This is a genomic window from Kytococcus schroeteri, assembly GCF_002847825.1.
In the GTDB taxonomy this organism is placed as follows: domain Bacteria; phylum Actinomycetota; class Actinomycetes; order Actinomycetales; family Dermatophilaceae; genus Kytococcus; species Kytococcus schroeteri.
The window spans coordinates 31,136-49,418 of the sequence record NZ_PKIZ01000001.1 but is presented as its reverse complement, the minus strand read 5'-3'; the positions used below and the strand labels follow the sequence as shown (position 1 = coordinate 49,418).

Annotated in this window: 15 protein-coding genes and 1 tRNA gene; 4 read left to right on the top strand and 12 right to left on the bottom strand. The window is 74.7% G+C overall.

Features of this window, described 5'->3' with window-relative positions; all coding sequences use genetic code 11:
- Positions 1-50: 50 nt before the first annotated feature.
- Complete coding sequence (gene fdhD, locus CYJ76_RS00250) at positions 51-905, bottom strand: formate dehydrogenase accessory sulfurtransferase FdhD (protein WP_070705519.1); 855 nt, start codon at positions 903-905, stop codon at positions 51-53.
- A gap of 57 nt (positions 906-962) precedes the next feature.
- Between fdhD and CYJ76_RS00245 the strand changes: the two genes are divergently transcribed.
- On the top strand, positions 963-1,493 hold the full coding sequence (locus CYJ76_RS00245) for a 4'-phosphopantetheinyl transferase family protein (RefSeq protein WP_101848896.1): 531 nt from the start codon (positions 963-965) through the stop codon (positions 1,491-1,493).
- A 36-nt stretch (positions 1,494-1,529) separates the two neighbouring features.
- On the opposite strand, the gene CYJ76_RS00240 is transcribed toward CYJ76_RS00245, so the two are convergent.
- The 10 genes from CYJ76_RS00240 to CYJ76_RS00200 form a co-directional block, all read right to left on the bottom strand.
- Positions 1,530-2,846 carry a M1 family metallopeptidase gene (locus CYJ76_RS00240; protein ID WP_101848895.1) on the bottom strand — a complete coding sequence of 439 codons (1,317 nt, stop codon included), beginning with the start codon at positions 2,844-2,846 and terminating at the stop codon, positions 1,530-1,532.
- Positions 2,847-2,905: 59 nt separating this feature from the next.
- Positions 2,906-6,781, bottom strand: a complete 3,876-nt coding sequence (locus CYJ76_RS00235) for a Pls/PosA family non-ribosomal peptide synthetase (protein ID WP_101848894.1) — start codon at positions 6,779-6,781, stop codon at positions 2,906-2,908.
- 139 nt (positions 6,782-6,920) lie between these two features.
- Positions 6,921-6,997, bottom strand: a tRNA-Pro gene (locus tag CYJ76_RS00230).
- Positions 6,998-7,099: 102 nt separating this feature from the next.
- A complete protein-coding gene (gene der, locus CYJ76_RS00225; RefSeq protein WP_238138095.1) occupies positions 7,100-8,644 on the bottom strand; it encodes a ribosome biogenesis GTPase Der in 1,545 nt (514 codons plus the stop codon).
- Positions 8,641-9,393: a (d)CMP kinase gene (gene cmk, locus CYJ76_RS12300; protein WP_070705447.1), complete on the bottom strand. Its 753-nt coding sequence runs from the start codon at positions 9,391-9,393 to the stop codon at positions 8,641-8,643. Before cmk ends, der begins: the two co-directional genes overlap by 4 nt.
- Positions 9,393-10,247 (bottom strand): pseudouridine synthase, encoded by an 855-nt coding sequence (locus CYJ76_RS00220; RefSeq protein WP_070705441.1) that lies wholly within the window; start codon positions 10,245-10,247, stop codon positions 9,393-9,395. Before CYJ76_RS00220 ends, cmk begins: the two co-directional genes overlap by 1 nt.
- Positions 10,244-10,996 (bottom strand): SMC-Scp complex subunit ScpB, encoded by a 753-nt coding sequence (gene scpB / locus CYJ76_RS00215; RefSeq protein ID WP_101848893.1) that lies wholly within the window; start codon positions 10,994-10,996, stop codon positions 10,244-10,246. Before scpB ends, CYJ76_RS00220 begins: the two co-directional genes overlap by 4 nt.
- The gene (locus tag CYJ76_RS00210; RefSeq protein ID WP_101848892.1) at positions 10,989-11,855 is read right to left on the bottom strand and encodes a segregation and condensation protein A; all 867 of its coding nucleotides are present in this window, start codon (positions 11,853-11,855) and stop codon (positions 10,989-10,991) included. The genes scpB and CYJ76_RS00210 overlap by 8 nt, the downstream gene beginning before the upstream one ends.
- A 21-nt stretch (positions 11,856-11,876) precedes the next feature.
- Positions 11,877-12,839, bottom strand: coding sequence for a ParA family protein (locus tag CYJ76_RS00205; protein WP_070705440.1), 963 nt, complete (start codon positions 12,837-12,839; stop codon positions 11,877-11,879).
- A 130-nt stretch (positions 12,840-12,969) separates the two neighbouring features.
- The gene (locus tag CYJ76_RS00200; protein WP_180802151.1) at positions 12,970-13,923 is read right to left on the bottom strand and encodes a site-specific tyrosine recombinase XerD; all 954 of its coding nucleotides are present in this window, start codon (positions 13,921-13,923) and stop codon (positions 12,970-12,972) included.
- Between the two features lie 27 nt (positions 13,924-13,950).
- On the opposite strand from CYJ76_RS00200, the gene CYJ76_RS00195 reads away from it, so the two are divergent.
- Complete coding sequence (locus CYJ76_RS00195) at positions 13,951-14,571, top strand: hypothetical protein (RefSeq protein WP_101848891.1); 621 nt, start codon at positions 13,951-13,953, stop codon at positions 14,569-14,571.
- On the opposite strand, the gene CYJ76_RS00190 is transcribed toward CYJ76_RS00195, so the two are convergent.
- The gene (locus CYJ76_RS00190; protein ID WP_101848890.1) at positions 14,553-15,251 is read right to left on the bottom strand and encodes an MBL fold metallo-hydrolase; all 699 of its coding nucleotides are present in this window, start codon (positions 15,249-15,251) and stop codon (positions 14,553-14,555) included. The two genes, CYJ76_RS00195 and CYJ76_RS00190, sit on opposite strands and share 19 nt — an antisense overlap.
- A gap of 124 nt (positions 15,252-15,375) precedes the next feature.
- Between CYJ76_RS00190 and CYJ76_RS00185 the strand changes: the two genes are divergently transcribed.
- Complete coding sequence (locus CYJ76_RS00185; RefSeq protein WP_101848889.1) at positions 15,376-16,938, top strand: DUF349 domain-containing protein; 1,563 nt, start codon at positions 15,376-15,378, stop codon at positions 16,936-16,938.
- Positions 16,935-18,263 (top strand): M18 family aminopeptidase, encoded by a 1,329-nt coding sequence (locus tag CYJ76_RS00180; RefSeq protein ID WP_101848888.1) that lies wholly within the window; start codon positions 16,935-16,937, stop codon positions 18,261-18,263. Before CYJ76_RS00185 ends, CYJ76_RS00180 begins: the two co-directional genes overlap by 4 nt.
- Positions 18,264-18,283: the final 20 nt, after the last annotated feature.

The following is an 18,283-nucleotide window of genomic DNA, read 5'->3' as shown; positions in this document are numbered from 1 at the left end:
TCGCCGTCCGCGGGGCCTGCTGAGGGTCGGAGCCTACTACCGCGGGCGGGTCACGAGGTGGCGGCGTCGACCCCCTCGACCCGGTGGGCGTGCGCGTAGAGGTTCATCGAGTCGCCGCGGACGAAACCCAGGAGCGTGAGTCCCTGCTCGTCGGCCAGCTCGACCGCCAGCGAGGAGGGCGCGGAGACCGCGCTGAGCACCGGGATGCCGGCCATGACCGCCTTCTGCACCAGCTCGAAGCTGGCCCGCCCGGAGACCTGCAGCACCGTGCCGCGGGCCGGCAGGCGGTCGTGCTGGGCGGCCCAGCCCACCACCTTGTCGACCGCGTTGTGGCGCCCCACGTCCTCACGCACCACGAGCGCCTCGCCGGTGGCCGCGTCGAACAAGCCCGCGGCGTGCAGGCCCCCGGTGCTGTCGAACACCCGCTGGGCCTCGCGCAGGGCCCCGGGCAGCGCGGCCAGGGTGGCGCGGGAGACCCGGCAGCGGTCGGTGGTGAGGTCGTGCACCGAGGTGGTGCGCACCGCCTCGATGCTGGCCTTGCCACACACGCCGCAGCTGCTGGTGGTGTAGAAGTTCCGCTCCACCGCCTCCCCCGGCGGCTCCACGCCCTCGGCCAGCGCGAGGTCGAGCACGTTGTAGGTGTTGGGCTCCCCTCCCCCGGTACCCGGCCCGCCGCAGTGGATGGCGGCACGCAGGTCGTCCCCGCGGCGCAGCACGCCCTCGGAGACCAGGAAGCCGGTGGCCAGCTCCACGTCGTGGCCCGGGGTGCGCATGGTGACCGCCAGCGGCCGCCCGGCCACCCGGATCTCCAGCGGCTCCTCGCCGGCCAGGGTGTCGACCACCCGGCGGGCGGGCTCCTGGCCCCGGAGGCGGAGGATCGGTCGGCGGACGGTGAGGCGGCCCATCGGGCGATCCTCGCACGAGGGGCGGGACGGGTGCGGGGCACGGACTACGGTGCCGGTGTGCCCGAGGTCCACCTGGCGCGCGCCCCCGGCGACGCGCACACCGCGCTGCTCGCCCTGGCCGCCGCCGTCACCGGCGCCCCCGGCCTGTCCCTCGCCCACGCCTGCCCGCAGTGCGGGTCCGCCGCACACGGCCGGCCGGTGCTGCGCGGGGTGGAGGGCGCCTCGGTGTCGCTCTCCCGCCCCCGCGACCCGGGCCCGGCGCTCGTGGCCCTCTGCGTGGGCGCCGGGGTGGGCGTGGACACCGAGCACCACGGCGCCGTGGCCTTCGCGGGCTTCGACGCCGTGGCCCTGCACCCGCGGGAGACCTGCGCCGACGACGCCGCCCGCACCCGCCTGTGGGTGCGCAAGGAGGCGCTGCTCAAGGCGCACGGCACGGGGCTGGCCACCGACCCGCGGACGGTCCGGCTGGCGATGGACGGCACGGTGCTGGCAGGGCCGCCGGCCACGCTGGTGGACCTGGACCATGCGGGGCAGACCGCGGCCGTGGCGGTCACGCCCCCGGGCCCGGTGCGGCTCGTCTGGCACTGAGCCGCGCGGCACCTCGCGCCCGGGCGGTGCCCGGGCTCAGGCCAGCTCGGGCAGCGGCGGCAGCTGCGGCTCGTGCAGCCAGGCGTGGAGGGTCTGTTCCACCAGGGCGCCCTGCGCACCGGACCCCTGCACGCAGTGGGCCACGAACTGGGCCGTGCTGGCCGTGCCGCCGGAGTGCGCCTGCACCCAGGTGCGCAGCAGGTCGAAGAAGGTCTCGTCGCCCACCACGGCGCGCAGCGCGTGGAGGGTGAGCGCGCCCCGCTTGTAGACCCAGTCGTCGAACATGCGGCGCATGGTGGGGGCCGCGAGGGTCACCCCGGCCGGCAGGTCCTCGAGCTCGGCGTGGTGCCGGGCGGCCTGCTCCTGCACGGAGGGGCCGGGCTCCCAGGTGCGGCGATGGTCGGACCACAGCCACTCGGCGTAGCAGGCGAAGCCCTCGTGCAGCCAGATGTCGCGCAGCAGCTCACCGGTGACGGCGTTGCCGAACCACTGGTGGGCCAGCTCGTGGGCCACCAGGCGCTCGTTCTCCCAGACCGCCTCGACGTAGTTGCGGCCGAAGGTGCTCAGACCCTGAGCCTCCAGCGGGATCTCCAGGTCGTCGTCCACCACCACCGCGCGGTACTGCGCGAAGGGGTAGGGGCCGAACAGCCCGCTGAGGAAGTCGACCATGCGCCCCTGGTGCTCGAGCGAGGTGCCCTCCCCCACCCGGACCGTCGGCGGGTGGACGATGCTCACCGGGACCGACGCATCGCAGGGCGTCTCCACGTAGCGGCCGACCTGCAGGGTGGCCAGGTAGGGCGACATCGGGCGGTCCATCTCGTACACCCAGCGGGTGCGGCGCCCCTGGCGCTCGCAGACGGTGCGGGTACCGTTGGCCACCACCTGGTAGTGGGCGTCGGTGAGCACCTCGATGCGGTACGTGGCCTTGTCGGCGGCGTCGTTGTTGCACGGGAACCACGACGGCGCGCCCTGCGGCTGCGAGCCCACCATCGAGCCGTCGGTCAGCTCCTCCCACCCGGCCTCACCGTGGGTGCCGGGCACCGGGCGCGGCTTGCCGGACACCTTGAGCTCCAGCACGAGCCGCTCCCCGGCCCGCCGGTCCCCGACGGCGACCGACCAGCCACCGCTGGTGCGCCGGTACCTGGCCGGGGCACCGTCGACGGTGGCACCGCCCAGCTGGAGGCCGCGCAGGTCGACCTTCAGGTGGTGAGTCGGCTCGACGACCTCGACGTGCAGCCGCGCCCGCTCGTCGAGGCGGTTGGTCACCACGGCGTAGGTGAGCTGCAGGTCGTAGTGGTGGACGCGGTAGCGGGTGTCGCCGTGGCCGCGCAGGTACGGGTCGGGGTGGGTCATGGGCGCCTGTTCGCAGAGGGTTCGTCGGGTGGTCTTCGGGCTCGGGGGAAGGCGTCAGCCTAGTCCTCGACCCACGGGCCGATGGGGTTGCCGACCCACCGGGTGCGGTCGGGCGCGGACTCGCCGCGCATCACCAGGGAGCCCGGTCCCACGGTCGCGTCGCGGCCCAGGGTGGAGGCGGGGAGCACCACCGAGTTGGGGCCCACGGTGGACCCGGCCCGCAGGCGCACCGTGTCCATGGCCAGCACGCGGTCGTGGAAGAGGTGGGTCTGCACGACGCAGCCGCGGTTGACCGTGGCACCGGCGCCCAGCTCGATGAGGTCGTGCTCGGGCAGCCAGTAGGTCTCGCACCACACGCCACGGCCCACGCGGGCACCCATGACCCGGAAGTACAGGTTCAGCAGGGCGGTGCCCGGGACGGCGCGCAGCATCCACGGCACGGCCACGGACTCCACGAACGCGTCGGCGAGCTCACCGCGCCAGACCATGCCGGACCACAGCGGGTGCTCCGAGGGCTTCCAGCGCCCCACGAGCAGCCACTTGGCCACCACCGCCACCAGCACGGCGAGGACACCGCAGGCGAGCAGCACCAGACCGGAGGCGGCCGCGGCGGCGCCCCAGCCCCATCGGGCGGCGAGCCAGCAGAGGGCCGCGGCACCCAGCAGGTGCAGCACCAGGTGCGCCAGCAGCGCGAGCACGCGGCAGGACTCCACCATCGCCCGCAGCACGCGCAGGTGGCGCGGCGGGGCGTAGGTGCGTGCCGCGTCGACCTGGGAGGGGGCGCGGCGCAGCTTCTCCGGCGGCGAGCCCACCCAGGAGGCGCCGGCCTTGGCCTTCTTGCGGCGCGGCGCGGCCGAGAGCACCGCCACCAGGGACTTCTTGGGCACCTTGCGGCCCGGCGCGGTCATGCCGGAGTTGCCCACGAAGGCCCCGCGGCCGATCTTCACGCGCTCGACGCGCATCCAGCCACCGCCGAGCTCGTACCCGCCGATGAGCGTGTCGTCGGCGAGGAAGGCCCCGGCACCCACCCGGGTGAGGCTGGGGATCATGAGCACCGTGGAGGCCTCGGCGTCCTTGCCCATGCGGGCGCCCAGGAGGCGCAGCCAGAGCGTGGTGATGGCGCCGGCGTACATGGGGAACAGCCAGGTGCGGGCCTCGTCCATGAGGCGCAGCGTGGCCCAGGCCTGCAGGGCGCGGCGGCTCTGCGTGGGGTGGTGGCCGCCCTGCAGGCCGCTGCCGGCCAGACGCACCAGCACGAGGATGAGCAGCGCGAGGGTGGCGTAGCCCGCCAGGCCCGCCAGCGGCAGCCAGAGCAGGGCGGTGCGGACGGCCTCCCCCAGCGAGTCGGCCCCGGCCAGCGGGCGCCAGAGCACCAGTCCGCCGACGAGCGTGGCCACGAGCGGCAGCAGCGAGATGAGCACGCCGGTGAGGGCGTAGAGACCGGTGTAGACCGGGCGGCGGCGCGGGGCGTCGGCCCACGGGCCACGGGCCTGGCCGGCGCGGATGGCCGGGGAGCCCGACCACCGCTCGCCGGCGGGCACGTCCCCGAACACGGTGGACCCGGGGGCCACCTCGGCGTCGGCGCCGACGCGGGCACCGCCCACGAGCGTGGAGCGGGCGCCGATGCGGGCTCGCTCCCCCACCTCGATGGGGCCCACGTGCAGGGTCGCGCCGTCCACCCAGTGACCCTGCAGGTCCACCTCGGGCTCCACCGCGCAGCCCTCACCCAGCGTGAGGTGGCCGGTGATCGGCGGCATGGCGTGCAGGTCCACGCCGCGCCCCACCCGGCAGCCGAGCAGGCGGGCGTACCAGCGCACGAGCCCGGCACCGGAGACCAGGCCCGCGCCCGCCTCGTCGGCGAAGCGCTCGGCGAGCCACAGGCGCAGGTGGACTCCCCCGCCCCGCGGGTGGGTACCGGGGCGCACCCCGGTCAGCAGCACCCGGGCCGCGAGGGCGGCCAGGGCCAGGCGGCCGGCGGGCAGCACGAGGAGCACCCAGCCCAGGCCGAGCGCCCACCAGGGCGCCATCGGCACGAGCGAGGCCGCCTCCCAGCCCAGGAGGTCCAGCACGCGGGCCCCCAGGGCCATCCAGAACACCCACCGCAGACCGGTGAGCGTGCGCAGCCCCAGCAGGGCCAGCAGCTGCACGGCCTGCACGCCGCGGCCCACCGGGGGCACCTGCTCGTTGAGGCGGCCGGTGGGGCCGTCCAGTCCCTGCAGCCAGCTGGCGAAGGCACCGATGGTGTGGTGCTCGTAGACGTCGGCCACCGTCGCGTTGACGTACCGCTCACGGACGCGGGCCACGATCTGCGCCGCGGTGAGCGACCCGCCGCCCAGCTCGAAGAAGTCCTCGTCCGGGCTGGTCGGCCGGGCGCCCAGCACGGTGTTCCAGATGTCGGCCAGCCACTGCCCGGTCTCGTCCAGGGCGCTGTCGCCGGCGCCCTCCTCCTCGGGCAGCGGCCACGGCAGGGCGTCGCGGTCGATCTTGCCGCTGGTGCGGGTGGGAAGGTCCGGCACCACGGCCAGCCGCGGCACGAGGGCGGCGGGCATGTCGGCGCGCAGGCGGGCCAGGGAGGCCGCGCGGTCGAAGGCCTCGTCCACCGTCAGGTAGCCCACGATGAGGGTGTTGCCCGACTCGGTCCTGCGGATCGCCGCGGCGGCGCCCGCCACACCCGGCAGCTGCAGCAGCGCGGAGTCGATCTCCCCCAGCTCGATGCGGCGCCCGCCCACCTTCACCTGGTCGTCCGCGCGGCCACGGAAGAGCAGCCCGGCGGGGTCGTTGACCACCACGTCACCCGACCGGTAGGCGCGCTCCCAGCCGAGCGTCGGCATCGGGGCGTACTTCTCGGCGTCCTTGGCAGGGTCCAGGTAGCGCGCCAGGCCGACGCCGCCGATGATCAGCTCACCCTCCTCGCCGGGGGCGACCGGCTGCCCCTCGGCGTCGACGACCGCCAGGTCCCACCCGTCCAGCGGCAGGCCGATACGCACCGGCGGCTCGGCCGTCACCTGCGCGGCGCAGGCCACCACGGTGGCCTCGGTGGGCCCGTAGGTGTTCCACACCTCGCGGGTGTCGGTGGCGAAGCGCGCGCCGAGCTCCGGCGGGCAGGCCTCCCCGCCCACGATGAGCAGGCGCACCCGGTCCATCGCCTCGGCCGGCCACATGGAGACCAGCGTGGGCACGGTGGAGACCACGGTGATGTCGTTGGCCACGAGCCACGGGCCCAGGTCCACACCGGAGCGCACCAGGGAGCGCGGGGCGGGCACCAGGCAGGCCCCGTGCGCCCAGGCCAGCCACATCTCCTCGCAGCTGGCGTCGAAGGCCACCGACAGGCCGGCCATGACCCGGTCGCCGGGCCCGATGGGGGCCCCCTGCAGGAAGAGGCGCGACTCGGCATCGACGAAGGCGGCCGCGGAGCGGTGCGTGACGGCCACGCCCTTGGGCTTGCCCGTGGAGCCCGAGGTGAAGATCACCCAGCAGTCGTCCGCCAGGTCCGGCAGGGCGGGCTCGACCGGCTCGCGGTGTGCGTCCAGCCGGGAGGAGATCACGAGGTCGGCGCCCACCACGGCGGCGGCCTGCGACTCCTCGAAGACGGTGCGGGCGCGCTCGTCGGGGTCGTCGGCGTCCACCGGCACGTAGGCCGCACCGGCCAGCAGCACGCCCATGATCGCCACGTAGAGGTCCGCCGTGCCCGAGGGGACGCGGACGCCCACCTTGTCGCCGGCGCCGATGCCGAGCTCCGCGAGGCGCGCGGCGAGCTCGGCGGAGGCCTCGTGGAACTCGTCGTAGGTGAGCACGCTGCCGCCGGCGGCGACGGCGGGCGCGTCACCGGAGCTCTCGACGGTCTCGAGGAAGAGGTCCACCAGGGTGCGCGGCGAGGGGGCGAGGTGGCCGGCGCGCAGCGGGTCCTGCTCGGGGGGCGTCGGGGCGGTGGTCATGGCTGGATCCTCCCAGCGACGGAGTGGGGACGAACCCGGCGGACGGGGGCCCTGCCGGGGCGCCGGCGGGGACCCGTCGGCACGGCACGCCGGGGCGTGCGCGCAGCAAAGGAGCCCCACCCGGAGGTGGGGCTCCCACTGGTCGGGCTGACAGGATTTGAACCTGCGACCCCTTGACCCCCAGTCAAGTGCGCTACCAAACTGCGCCACAGCCCGATGCCCCGCGTGCGGAGCGGAGAGAACCATAACCCATCGGGCGGGCTCTCCCCCAACCAGCCCCCTCGGCGTGGTGCCTGCGGGGCCCGGTGGTGGGTGCACTCAGCGGCGGCGGCGCTCCCGGACGCGCACCGAGATCTCGATGGGGCTGCCCTCGAAGCCGAAGCGCTCCCGCAGCTTGCGCTCCAGGAAGCGCCGGTAGGAGTGCTCCAGGAAGCCCGAGGCGAACACCACGAACGTGGGCGGGCGGCTGCTGGCCTGGGTGGCGAACAGGATGCGCGGCTGCTTGCCCGAGCGCACCGGGTGCGGGTGGGCGGCCACCACCTCGCCGAGGAACGAGTTGAGGCGGCCGGTGGGGATGCGCGCGTCCCAGCTCTCCAGGGCGGTGTCCAGCGCCGGCACGAGGCGGTCCACGTGGCGCCCGGTGGCCGCGGACATGTTGACCCGCGGCGCCCACGGCACCTGCACCAGCTCGCGCTCGATCTCGCGCTCCAGGTAGTGGCGGCGCTCGTCGTCGGTGGTGTCCCACTTGTTGTAGGCGATCACCAGCGCACGGCCGGAGTCGATGACCTGCTGCACCACGCGGATGTCCTGCTCGGCGATCTCCACCCCGGCATCGATGAGGACGACGGCCACCTCGGCCTTCTCCAGTGCGCTCTGCGTGCGCAGGGAGGCGTAGAAGTCCACGCCGCGGGTCTGGTGCACGCGGCGCCGGATGCCGGCGGTGTCCACGAACATCCACGTGCGCCCGCCCAGCTGGATGTACTCGTCCACCGGGTCGCGGGTGGTACCGGCCACGTTGTCCACCACCACGCGGTCCTCCCCCGCCAGCCGGTTGAGCAGCGAGGACTTGCCCACGTTGGGGCGGCCCAGCAGGGCCACGCGCCGCGGCCCGCCCACGATGCGCCCGGCATCGGAGGACGGCTCGTCGGGGAAGTTCGCGAGGATCTCGTCGAGCAGGTCGCCCGAGCCCTTGCCGTGGAGCGCGGAGACCGGCCACGGCTGACCCAGGCCCATGTTCCACAGCGCGGCGGCCTCGCCCTCCAGGTGCACGTCGTCCACCTTGTTGGCCACGAGCAGCACCGGCTTGTCCGCGCGGCGCAGCAACTTCACCACGTCCTCGTCGGCGTCGGTGGCACCGACGGTGGCGTCCACGACGAACACGATGACGTCGGCGAGCTCCACGGCCACCTCGGCCTGCTGGGCCACGTGACGCTGGATGCCCTTGGCGTCCAGCTCCCAGCCACCGGTGTCCATGACCATGAACGGCGTGCCGTTCCACTCCGCCGGGTAGGTCACGCGGTCGCGGGTCACGCCCGGCTCGTCCTGCACCACGGCCTCGCGGCGGCCCAGGATGCGGTTGACCAGGGTGGACTTGCCCACGTTCGGGCGGCCCACGATGGCCACCACCGGCAGTGAGGTGACCTGGTTGCCGTACTCGTCGAACCCGTCACCGCCCTCGATGAGCGCGGCGTCCTCGGCGTCGAGCTCGAACTCCTCCAGCCCGGCCCGCAGCGCGGTGGCGTAGGCGGTCTCCACCTCGGTGTCCGGCGCCGTGGCCTCCTCGAGCACCGCCGGGTCGTCCGGCACCACGTACTCCACCTCGGGGCCGTCCTCGGGCAGGGTCTGGTCGTCGTGCTCGGTCATGCTGCTCCCTCGGGGGTCGAGCCGGTGCCGGCGCGGTCGAGCACCACCGAGACGACGGCCTCCACCGAACCGGGCAGGTCCAGGTCGGAGGTGTCGATGGTGGTGACGCCGTCGGCGGCGGTGGTGAAGTTCGAGACGGTGGAGTCGTCGCGGTCGCGGCGCACCACCTCGTCACGGGTGGCCGCCGAGACGGCCTTGCCGCCGGTCTGCCGCTGGCGGCGGGCCAGGCGGGCCTCCTCGCTGGCGGTCAGCAGGATCCGCACCCGCGCGTCGGGCGCGATGACGGTGGTGATGTCGCGCCCCTCGGCCACGATGCCGCGGCCCGCGGCGTGTGTGCCGGCGATGATCTCCCGCTGCCGGCGGGCCAGCTCGCCGCGGACGTCGAGGTTGGTGGCCACCGCGGAGACCTGCGAGGAGATGCGGCTCTCGCGGATGGCGCGGCCCACGTTCTCCTGGCCCACCCAGACGCCGGGCTGCGCCGGGTCGGTGGACTGGTGCAGCGGCGCGGTGCGGGAAAGGTGGGCCACGGCGTCCACGTCGCGCAGGTCGACGCCCGCATCCAGTGCCGCCCAGGTGAGCGCGCGGAACATCGCCCCGGTGTCCAGGTAGGCCAGGTCGAAGGCCATGGCCACGGTGCGGGCCACAGTGGACTTGCCGGAGCCCGACGGGCCGTCGATGGCCACGGTCACTGGCACGTCCAGGTCGGCGATGCGGGGGTGGCGTCGGGTGGCGGAGTAGGGCAGGCGCATCACAGGTCCACCAGCTTCATCGTGCGGGCCAGCTCGTCGGGCGTCACCGCGCGCATCTTGCCCGGGCGCAGGTCGCCGAGGCGGACCTCGCCCACCTGCGTGCGCACGAGCTCCTCCACGGGGTGGCCGACGGCCTCCAGCAGGCGGCGCACCACGTGCTTCTTGCCCTCGTGGATCACCAGCTGCACCAGCGCCCACCCGGGCTGGGAGTCGATGACCGAGAACTGGTCGACCTTGACCAGCCCGTCGTCGAGCTCCACCCCCTCGCGCAGGGTGTTGCCCAGGCCCTTGGCCACCGGGCCGGGCACCTTGGCCACGTAGGTCTTGAGCACCTGGAAGCTGGGGTGCTGCATGCGGTGGGCGAAGTCGCCGTCGTTGGTGAGCAGCAGCAGGCCGGAGGTCTCCTGGTCGAGCCGGCCCACGTGGAAGAGGCGCTCCTTGCGGGTGAAGGTGTAGTCGCCCACCGAGAGGCGGCCCTCGTCGTCCTCCATGGTGGAGATGACGCCCACCGGCTTGTTGAACACCAGGTAGACCTTGGAGTCGTCGGTCTGCACCGGCAGGCCGTCGACGGCCACCTTCTGGCGCGAGGTGTCGATGCGCACGCCCAGCTCGGTCACCGGCACGCCGTCCACCTCCACGCGACCGTCGGCGATCATCTGCTCGCACGCGCGGCGGGAGCCCAGCCCGGCGGCGGCCAGCACCTTCTGCAGGCGCTCGCCGTCGGCGGTGTGCACGTCGTGGTCGGCCTGTGCGGCGGTGGGGCGGACGCGGCGCTTGCGCACCGGGCCGAAGCCGCCCGTGCCCCGCTTGCCCTGGCCGCTGGCGCGACGGGGTGCGTTCTCACGGCGTGTCATGACTGCTCACTCTCCTGCTGCTGGGTCGGCCCGTCCTCGGGCGCGGTGTCGTGCGGGTCGGGCTCGGGTACGGCCCCGGGGTCGGGCGCGACATCGCCCTCCGGGGCGGCGCCACCTTCCGGTGCGGCCTCGGTCTCCCGGGCGCCGGGCCGACGCGGGGCACCCAGACCCTCGGCGATGGCGTCGACGTCCCCGGCGTCGGGGAGGAAGGGCGCGAGGTCGGGGAGCTCGGCCAGGTCGGCCAGCCCCATCCGCTCGAGGAACTGGTGGGTGGTGCCGTAGAGCACCGCCCCACTGGGTTCGGCGCCCACCTCGGCGATGAGGCCGCGCGCCACGAGGGTCCGGACCACACCGTCCACGTTGACGCCGCGCACCGCGGCCACCCGGCCGCGACTGATCGGCTGACGGTACGCGATGACGGCGAGCGTCTCCAACGCCGCCTGCGTGAGCCGCGCCTGCCGGCCGCCCACGAGGAAGCGCTCCACGGCCTCGGAGTAGGCGGGGCGCGAGTACATCCGCCAGGCGCCGGCCACCTGCCGCAGGTCGAAGCCGCGGCCGGCCTCGGTGTACTCCTCGGCGAGGCGCTCCAGGGTGGCCCGGACCTCCTCGACCGGGGCGCCCAGGCCCTCGGCGAGGTCGGCGGCCGGCACGGGCTCGTCCACGACCATGAGCACGGCCTCGAGCGCGGCGGGCAGGTCGTCGGCCCAGGAGGGGGCCTCGTCGGGGGCGGTCACGATCGGGTCACTCACGGGGTCCAGTGTGCCCGGTCGCGCCCGGCGACCAGACGACCTCCATCGGGCCCAGGGGTGCCGACTGGGTCACGTCGACCGTCCCCGACCGGAGCATCTCCAGCACCCCGAGGAAGCGGCCCACCACCTCCAGCCGGGTCGAGGCGTCCCCGATGAGCTCGGCGAAGGTCAGCCGCCCGGCCTCCCGCAGCCGCGCGGACATGAGGCTCACCTGCTCGGTGACGCTCACGGTGGGGGCGTGGAGGTGCTCGACTCCCACCACCGGCTCCGGGCGGGGGCTGAGCGCCCCGGCGGCCACCATCGCGAGCTGGTCGGGGGTGACGGTCATCACCAGGTCGGGCAGCACGGCGGCGAAGCGCTCCTCCAGGCCTGCCATGCGCGGCACCGCCCCGCCCGCCTGGCCGGTGCGCTCGGCCATCCACGCCGCCACCTGCTTGTAGGCGCGGTACTGCAGCAGGCGGGCGAAGAGCACGTCGCGGGCCTCGATGAACTCGAGGTCCTCCACCTCCGAGCGCGTCTCGGCCGGCAGCAGGCGGTTGGCCTTGAGCTCCAGCAGCGTGGAGGCCACCACGAGGAACTCCGAGAGCTCCCCCAGCAGCCAGGCCGAGGCGGCGCGGTCCCCACCGGCCTCGGCCTCCGAGGCGGCCCGCTGGGCCTCGCGCAGGTGGGCGATGAACTCGTCGGTCACCTGTGCCAGGGCGATCTCGGTGACGTCCAGCCGGTGCTTGGCGATGAGGCCGAGCAGCAGGTCGAAGGGCCCCTCGTAGGCCGACTGGTGCACGTGGAAGGGCACCGGCCGCCGGTGGGTCAGCACGCCGCCGGGGGTGGTCCCGGCAGCGGGTGGGGGCAGGTCGGTCACGGGGGCAGTGTGGCCGATGGCTCAGGCCACCGCGCCGCGGGCGATGAGCTCGCGGGCCAGGCGGCGGTAGGCGTAGGCGGCCGTGTGGTGCGGGGCGTAGCGGGTGATGGGCTCGGCGGCCAGGGTGGCGTCGGGGAACTTCACCGTGCGACGGATGGGGGTGGTGAAGACCAGCTCGCCGAAGTGGTCGGTGACGCTGGCCACGACCTCGCGGCTGTGCAGGGTGCGGCCGTCCACCATCGTGGGCAGGATGCCGTCGATCTGCAGCAGGGGGTTGAGGCGGTCGGTGATCTTCTCGATGGTCTCCACCAGCAGCGCCACGCCGCGCAGGGCGAAGTACTCGGTCTCCAGCGGGATGATCACGCCGTGGGCGGCGGTGAGCGCGTTCACGGTGAGCAGGCCCAGCGACGGCTGGCAGTCGATGAGGATGGCGTCGTACTCCTCGAGCACCGGGCGCAGCGCGCGCTCGAGCACCTGCTCGCGGGCCACCTCGTTGACCAGCTGCACCTCGGCGGCCGAGAGGTCGATGTCGGCGGGCAGCACGTCCAGGCCCGGGGTGCTCGTGGTCCGGATGACGTCGTGCACGTCGAGCTCGCGGGCCGGGCGCATGAGCAGGTCGTAGACGCTGTGCTCCGAGCCGGAGGAGCGCACGCCGAGGCCCACCGAGAGGGCGCCCTGGGGGTCGAAGTCCACGAGCAGCACCCGGCGCCCCATCTCGGCCAGGGCAGCACCCAGGTTGATGGTGGTGGTCGTCTTGCCCACCCCGCCCTTCTGGTTGCACAGGGCGATGACGCGGGCAGGGCCGTGAGAGGTCAGCTCCGGCGGCCGGGGGAAGTCGTCCAGGCGGGGGTTCTCCGCCAGGGCCACGGCGCGGGACACCCGCGGCGCAGCAACCGGCGCCTCGGTCGCCGCCGCGGCCTCGACTCCCTCGAGCGGCAGCTGCGTGGCCGCCGCGTGGTCCTGGGTGTCCGAGCGTTCGCTCACGGTGCCTTCCTCTCCTGATCGACGGGGCAACCCTACAGGCGCACCCGAGGCACCGTCGCCCCCTCATCCTCAACTCGACCCGTGGGTGACCCTCGACCTCAGGGTCATGCCCTCTCCTAGCTTCGTGACGTCATCGAGCGCGTGGGTGGGTCGCCTGGAAGACCTCGCGGAGGTGACCGGGGGTCACCCGCGTGTAGATCTGGGTGGTGGTGACCGACGCGTGCCCCAGCAGCTCCTGCACCACGCGCACGTCCGCGCCGCCGGCCATGAGGTGCGTGGCGTAGCTGTGGCGCAGGGTGTGCGGCCCCAGCCGCTCCCCCAGGCCCGCCCGCTCACCGGCCTCGGCCACCACGGCCCAGGCTGACTGCCGCCCCAGCCGGCGCCCCCGCTGGTTGAGCAGCAGCGCCGCACCGGCACCCCCGCTCGCCGCCAGCACGGAACGACCCGCCGCCAACCAGTCGCCCACGGCCTGGGCCGCCGCCCCACCCAACGGCACGTGGCGCTCCTTGCCGCCCTTGCCCAGCAGGCGCACCACGCGTCCCCGGAGGTCCACGTCGTCCACGTCGAGCCCGGTCACCTCGGACACCCGCGCGCCGGTGCCGTAGAGCAGCTCGAGCAGCGCCCGGTCCCGGCGGGCCAGGGCCAGCTCCCGCGGCGCGGCGCCCCCCTCCACCGGGGCGGTGGCCTCCAGCAGCCGGGTCACCTCCTGCACCGAGAGCGCCTTGGGCAGGCGCTGGCCCGTGCTCGGCGGGGTCACGTCGGCGGCCACGTCGGCGGGGACCCAGCCCTCCAGCAGGGCGAAGGCGTGGAAGCGGCGCACCGCCACGAGCATCCGCGTCACCGACGACCGGGCCCGCCCCGAGGCCGCCAGCGCCTGCAGGTGGTCGCGGACGTCCTGCGTGGTCACCGCCGCCCACTCCCGGCACCCGGCCTCCTGCAGGAAGCGCACCCAGACCACGAGGTCGCGCCGGTAGGCCGCGAGGGTGTTGGCGGCCAACCCCCGCTCCACCGACAGGTGGGCCAGCCACTCCTCCACCGCCGGCCACAGTGGCCCGTCCACGCCCGTCGGCCCTTTGCTCCTCATCCCCCCAGTGTGAGGCAGGCTGGCCCCATGGCCTGGTACTCCTCCGCCCCCGCCCATCGGTCCGTACAGGTCCTCTCCGACCTCGCCATGGCCGGGTGGACCCTGCTGTGGGTCCTCGTCGGCCGCGCGGCGCACCACCACGTGCTCGAGCGCTTCGCCCCCGCCGAGCGCCTCGTGGAGAGCGGCGACCGCATCAACGACGGCGTCCAGGGAGCCGACCAGCGCCTGTCCGACCTGCCGCTGGTGGGCGACCTCGCCTCGGGCGTGCTCGACGGGCTGCTGGGCGTGGGCGACCCGGTGACCGAGACCGGCCGGGAGCTGCTGGCCTCCGGGGAGCGGCTGGCCGACACGATGTGGCTCGCGGTCACCGGCCTGCCGGTGCTCACCGCCCTGCTGGTCTGGCTGCCGGTGCGCCTGCACTTCGCGGTGCGCTCGGCGGCCACCGCCGCCAACCTCCGGCGCGTGGACGACCCCGAGGCCCTGCTCGCCCTGCGCGGGCTGGCCACGCTGCCGGTGGGCACACTGGCCTCCATCGACCGCGACCCCGTGGCCGCCTGGCGGCGCGGCGACGAGGAGGTCGTGCACGAGCTGGCCCGCGCCCAGGCACGGGAGCTCGGGGTGCAGCTGCCTCAGAGGTCCCGCAGGTAGGGGTTGCTGGCCCGCTCGTGGGCCATCGTGCTGGGGCGTCCGTGCCCCGGCAGCACCATCGTGGCGTCCGGCGTGGGCAGCACCACCTCGCGCAGGGAGCGCTGCATGGCCACCGGGTCCCCGCCCGGCAGGTCGGTGCGGCCGATCGAACCGGCGAACAGCACGTCGCCGGTGAACGAGCTGGCCTGCAGGTCCGAGCCGGCGCGGCGCACCTGCTCGGGCACCTTCTGGACGTCGTAGAGCACGCTGCCCTCGGTGTGCCCCGGGGCGTGGCGCACCTGCCAGGTCATGCCGGCCAACTCGAGGGTGGCCCGGTCGGTGACCTCGTGCACGACCTCCGGCTCGGCCCAGGTGAACGAGCCGCCGTACTCGCGCTGCAGCATCGCCCACATCGGTTCCGAGAGGCCCTTGCGCGGGTCGGTGAGCCGGTAGCGGTCGTCGGTGTGCACGTAGGCGCCCACGGTGCCGCCGCAGACCGGCGTGATGCTCACGGTGTGGTCCAGGTGCCCGTGCGTGAGCAGCACCGCCGCGGGGCGCAGGCCGTTCTCGCGCAGCGCCTCCCGCAGGCGGTCGACCACCCCGAACCCGGGGTCGATGACGACGCACTCCTCCCCGGCCTCGGGGGCCACGACGTAGCAGTTGGTGCCGAAGGCGGTGGCCGGGATGGCGAGGGTGAACATGGCCGCCAGCGTAGGCGGGCGCACCCGCGGACCACCGGCGGCGCGCCCCACGCACCTTGGCGCACCCGGGCCACGGCGACTACCTAGACTGGCCCGAGCGAACCGTCCGCCGAGAGAGGCAACCATGAACGCGGCTGATCAGACCACGTCCACCCCCGAGGGCCCCGAGGGCACCCCGGCCGGCCAGGAGCAGGCGCCCACCGACGCGGCACCCACCCCCGCCCCGACCCCCGCGGCCGTGCCCTCCCCCGGCGCCCTGGCCCGCAAGCGCCCCGCCCCGCCGGTGACCCCGGTGGGCGGTTCCCCCGATGCCGAGAAGGGCGCCGCACGCGGCGAGGGCCGCCAGCGCCCGGCCGCCCAGCGCGCCTCGTTCACCCCCACTCCGGTGCCCGGCCCGCTGGTGGACACCTCGGCCCTCACCGAGACCGACCAGTCCGCCTTCGGCTCGCTCGCCGAGTCCGGCGAGGTCGTGCGCACCGACGCCGACGGCACCACCACCGTGGTGGGCAGCTACCCGGGCGCGGACGCCGCCGACGCCGTGGCCTACTTCGTGCGCAAGTTCGACGAGGTCGTGGCCTCCACCGTGCTCCTGGCCCAGCGCATCCACGCCGGCAGCGTGACCGCCGCCGAGGGCCGCCAGTCCCTGGAGGCCGTGCGCACCCATCTGGCCGAGACGCCGATGGTGGGCGACTACGCCACCCTCTCCTCGGTGCTCGACGAGCTCACCGAGGCCCTGCGCGACAAGGAGCGCAGCGACCAGGCGCAGCGCGCCGAGGCCCGCGCCGAGGCCGCCGCCGAGCGCGAGAAGCTCGTGGTGGAGGCCGAGACCCTGGCCGCCACCGACCCGGCGCAGATGCAGTGGAAGGCCGCCAGCGACCGCATGCGGCACATGGTGGACGACTGGAAGGCGATGCAGCGCGCCCAGATCCGCCTGGACAAGCCCACCGAGAACGAGCTCTGGCAGCGCCTGGCCAGTGCCCGCAACACCTTCGACAAGGTGCGCAAGGCCCACTTCGCCCGGCTGGACGCCGAGCGCGACCAGGCCCGCGTGGTCAAGGAGGAGCTCGTCAAGGAGGCCCAGCGCCTGGCCACCCGCACCGACGACCCGCGCACCGCGGGGGCGTTCAAGCGCCTCATGCAGGACTGGAAGCGCGCCGGCCGCGCCCAGCGCTCGGTGGACGACGCCCTGTGGCAGCAGTTCCGCGCCGCCCAGGACCAGTTCTTCAACGCCAAGGACGCCGAGGCCGCCGCCAAGGACGAGGAGTACGCCGCCAACCTGCCCGCCAAGGAGGCCCTCCTGGCCGAGGCCGAGGCGCTGCTGCCGGTCAAGGACCTGGACACCACCAAGCGTCAGCTGCGTGGCATCCAGGAGCGCTTCGAGGCAGCCGGCATGGTGCCGCGCGCCGACGTCAAGCGCATCGAGGGCCGCATGCGCGCCGTGGAGCAGGCCGTCCGCGAGGCCGAGGACCTGCAGTGGAAGAAGACCTCGCCGGAGCACGCCCAGCGCGCCAGCCTCTTCGCCACCCAGCTGCAGGGCGCCGTGGAGGACCTGCAGGCCAAGCTGGCCAAGGCCGAGGCCGCCGGCGACGAGAAGCGCGCCGCCAAGGTGCGCAAGGAGCTGGAGACCAAGCAGGCGTGGCTCGACCAGGCGCAGCAGGGAGTGGCCGAGTTCGGCGGGGAGGCATGATGGCGCGGCTGGACCGGTTCGACACCGACGAGGTGGCCGCCGGCCTCATCGCCTACCTGGACGACTCCCCCACCCCCTTCCACGCGGTGGCCTCGGCCGCCGCGCTGCTGGAGGGTGCCGGGTTCACCGAGGTGGACGAGACGCAGGCCTTCCCCGAGGGCCCGGGGCGCCACTACCTGGTGCGCGGCGGCTCCCTCGTGGCGTGGAGCACCGAGCACCTCCCGGCCGGTGCCGGTCCGGCCACCGGCTTCCGCGTGGTGGGTGCCCACACCGACTCGCCGACGCTGCGCATCAAGCCGCGCCCGGATGTGTCCTCGGCCGGGTTCGCCCAGTTGGCGGTGGAGCCCTACGGCGGGCTCATCACCAACTCGTGGCTCGACCGCGACCTGGGCCTGGCCGGCCGGGTGACCCTGCGCGACCCGCAGGGCACCGACGGCGTGCGCACCGAGCTGCTCGACGTGGACGAGGCCCTGCTGCGCGTCTCGCGCCTGGCCATCCACCTCGACCGGGACGTGCGCGAGGGCGAGGCCCTCAACGCGCAGCGCCACCTCGTGCCGCACTGGTCGGTCTCCCCCGACGCGCCGGCCTTCACCACCTGGCTGGCCGGGCGCCTGGGCGTGGCCGAGGCGGACGTCCTCGGCTGGGACCTCATGGCCTACGACCTCACCGGGGCGGCCCGCATCGGCTTGGACGGGGGCCTCATCGCCTCGGCCCGGCTGGACAACCTGGCCACCTCCTACGCGGCGGTGCGCGCCCTGCTCGATGCCGTGGGGTCGCCCGTGGGCGACGGCGCGGCCATCCCGCTCATCGCGCTGTTCGACCACGAGGAGGTCGGCTCGATGACCGAGCGCGGCGCCTTCTCCCAGCTGCTGCCGGCCGTGCTCGAGCGCATCGTGCTGGCCCGCGGCGGCGACCGCCAGGACCACCTGCGGGCGCTGGCCTCCACGGTCATCGCCTCGGGCGACATGGCGCACGCCACCCACCCCAACTACGCCGACCGCCACGAGCCCGGCCACCACATCGCCGTCAACGGCGGACCGGTGCTCAAGGTCAACACCAACGGGCGCTACGCCACCGACGGACTGGGCACGGCGGCCTTCCGCCTGGCCTGCCAGCAGGCCGGGGTGCCGATGCAGGAGTTCGTGGTGCGCTCGGACCTGCCCTGCGGCAGCACGGTGGGCCCGATGACGGCGGCACTCACCGGCTCCACCACGGTGGACTTCGGCGCCCCCACGCTGTCGATGCACAGCATCCGCGAGGTGTGCGGCACCGCCGACCAGGCCATGTACGCGGCCTGCCTGGCGGCCTTCCTCGACCCCGCCTGAGGGCCGTCCGGCCCCGCCCC

Excerpts from the sequence above, each read along its gene's own strand:
- CYJ76_RS00200 (WP_180802151.1), bottom strand. The coding sequence starts at position 13,923 with ATGAGGAGCAAAGGGCCGACGGGCGTGGACGGGCCACTGTGGCCGGCG.
- cmk (WP_070705447.1), bottom strand. The coding sequence starts at position 9,393 with ATGCGCCTGCCCTACTCCGCCACCCGACGCCACCCCCGCATCGCCGAC.
- der (WP_238138095.1), bottom strand. The coding sequence starts at position 8,644 with ATGACCGAGCACGACGACCAGACCCTGCCCGAGGACGGCCCCGAGGTG.
- CYJ76_RS00235 (WP_101848894.1), bottom strand. The coding sequence starts at position 6,781 with ATGACCACCGCCCCGACGCCCCCCGAGCAGGACCCGCTGCGCGCCGGC.
- fdhD (WP_070705519.1), bottom strand. The coding sequence starts at position 905 with ATGGGCCGCCTCACCGTCCGCCGACCGATCCTCCGCCTCCGGGGCCAG.
- CYJ76_RS00190 (WP_101848890.1), bottom strand. The coding sequence starts at position 15,251 with ATGTTCACCCTCGCCATCCCGGCCACCGCCTTCGGCACCAACTGCTAC.
- CYJ76_RS00180 (WP_101848888.1), top strand. The coding sequence starts at position 16,935 with ATGATGGCGCGGCTGGACCGGTTCGACACCGACGAGGTGGCCGCCGGC.
- CYJ76_RS00195 (WP_101848891.1), top strand. The coding sequence starts at position 13,951 with ATGGCCTGGTACTCCTCCGCCCCCGCCCATCGGTCCGTACAGGTCCTC.
- CYJ76_RS00185 (WP_101848889.1), top strand. The coding sequence starts at position 15,376 with ATGAACGCGGCTGATCAGACCACGTCCACCCCCGAGGGCCCCGAGGGC.
- CYJ76_RS00220 (WP_070705441.1), bottom strand. The coding sequence starts at position 10,247 with ATGACACGCCGTGAGAACGCACCCCGTCGCGCCAGCGGCCAGGGCAAG.
- CYJ76_RS00240 (WP_101848895.1), bottom strand. The coding sequence starts at position 2,846 with ATGACCCACCCCGACCCGTACCTGCGCGGCCACGGCGACACCCGCTAC.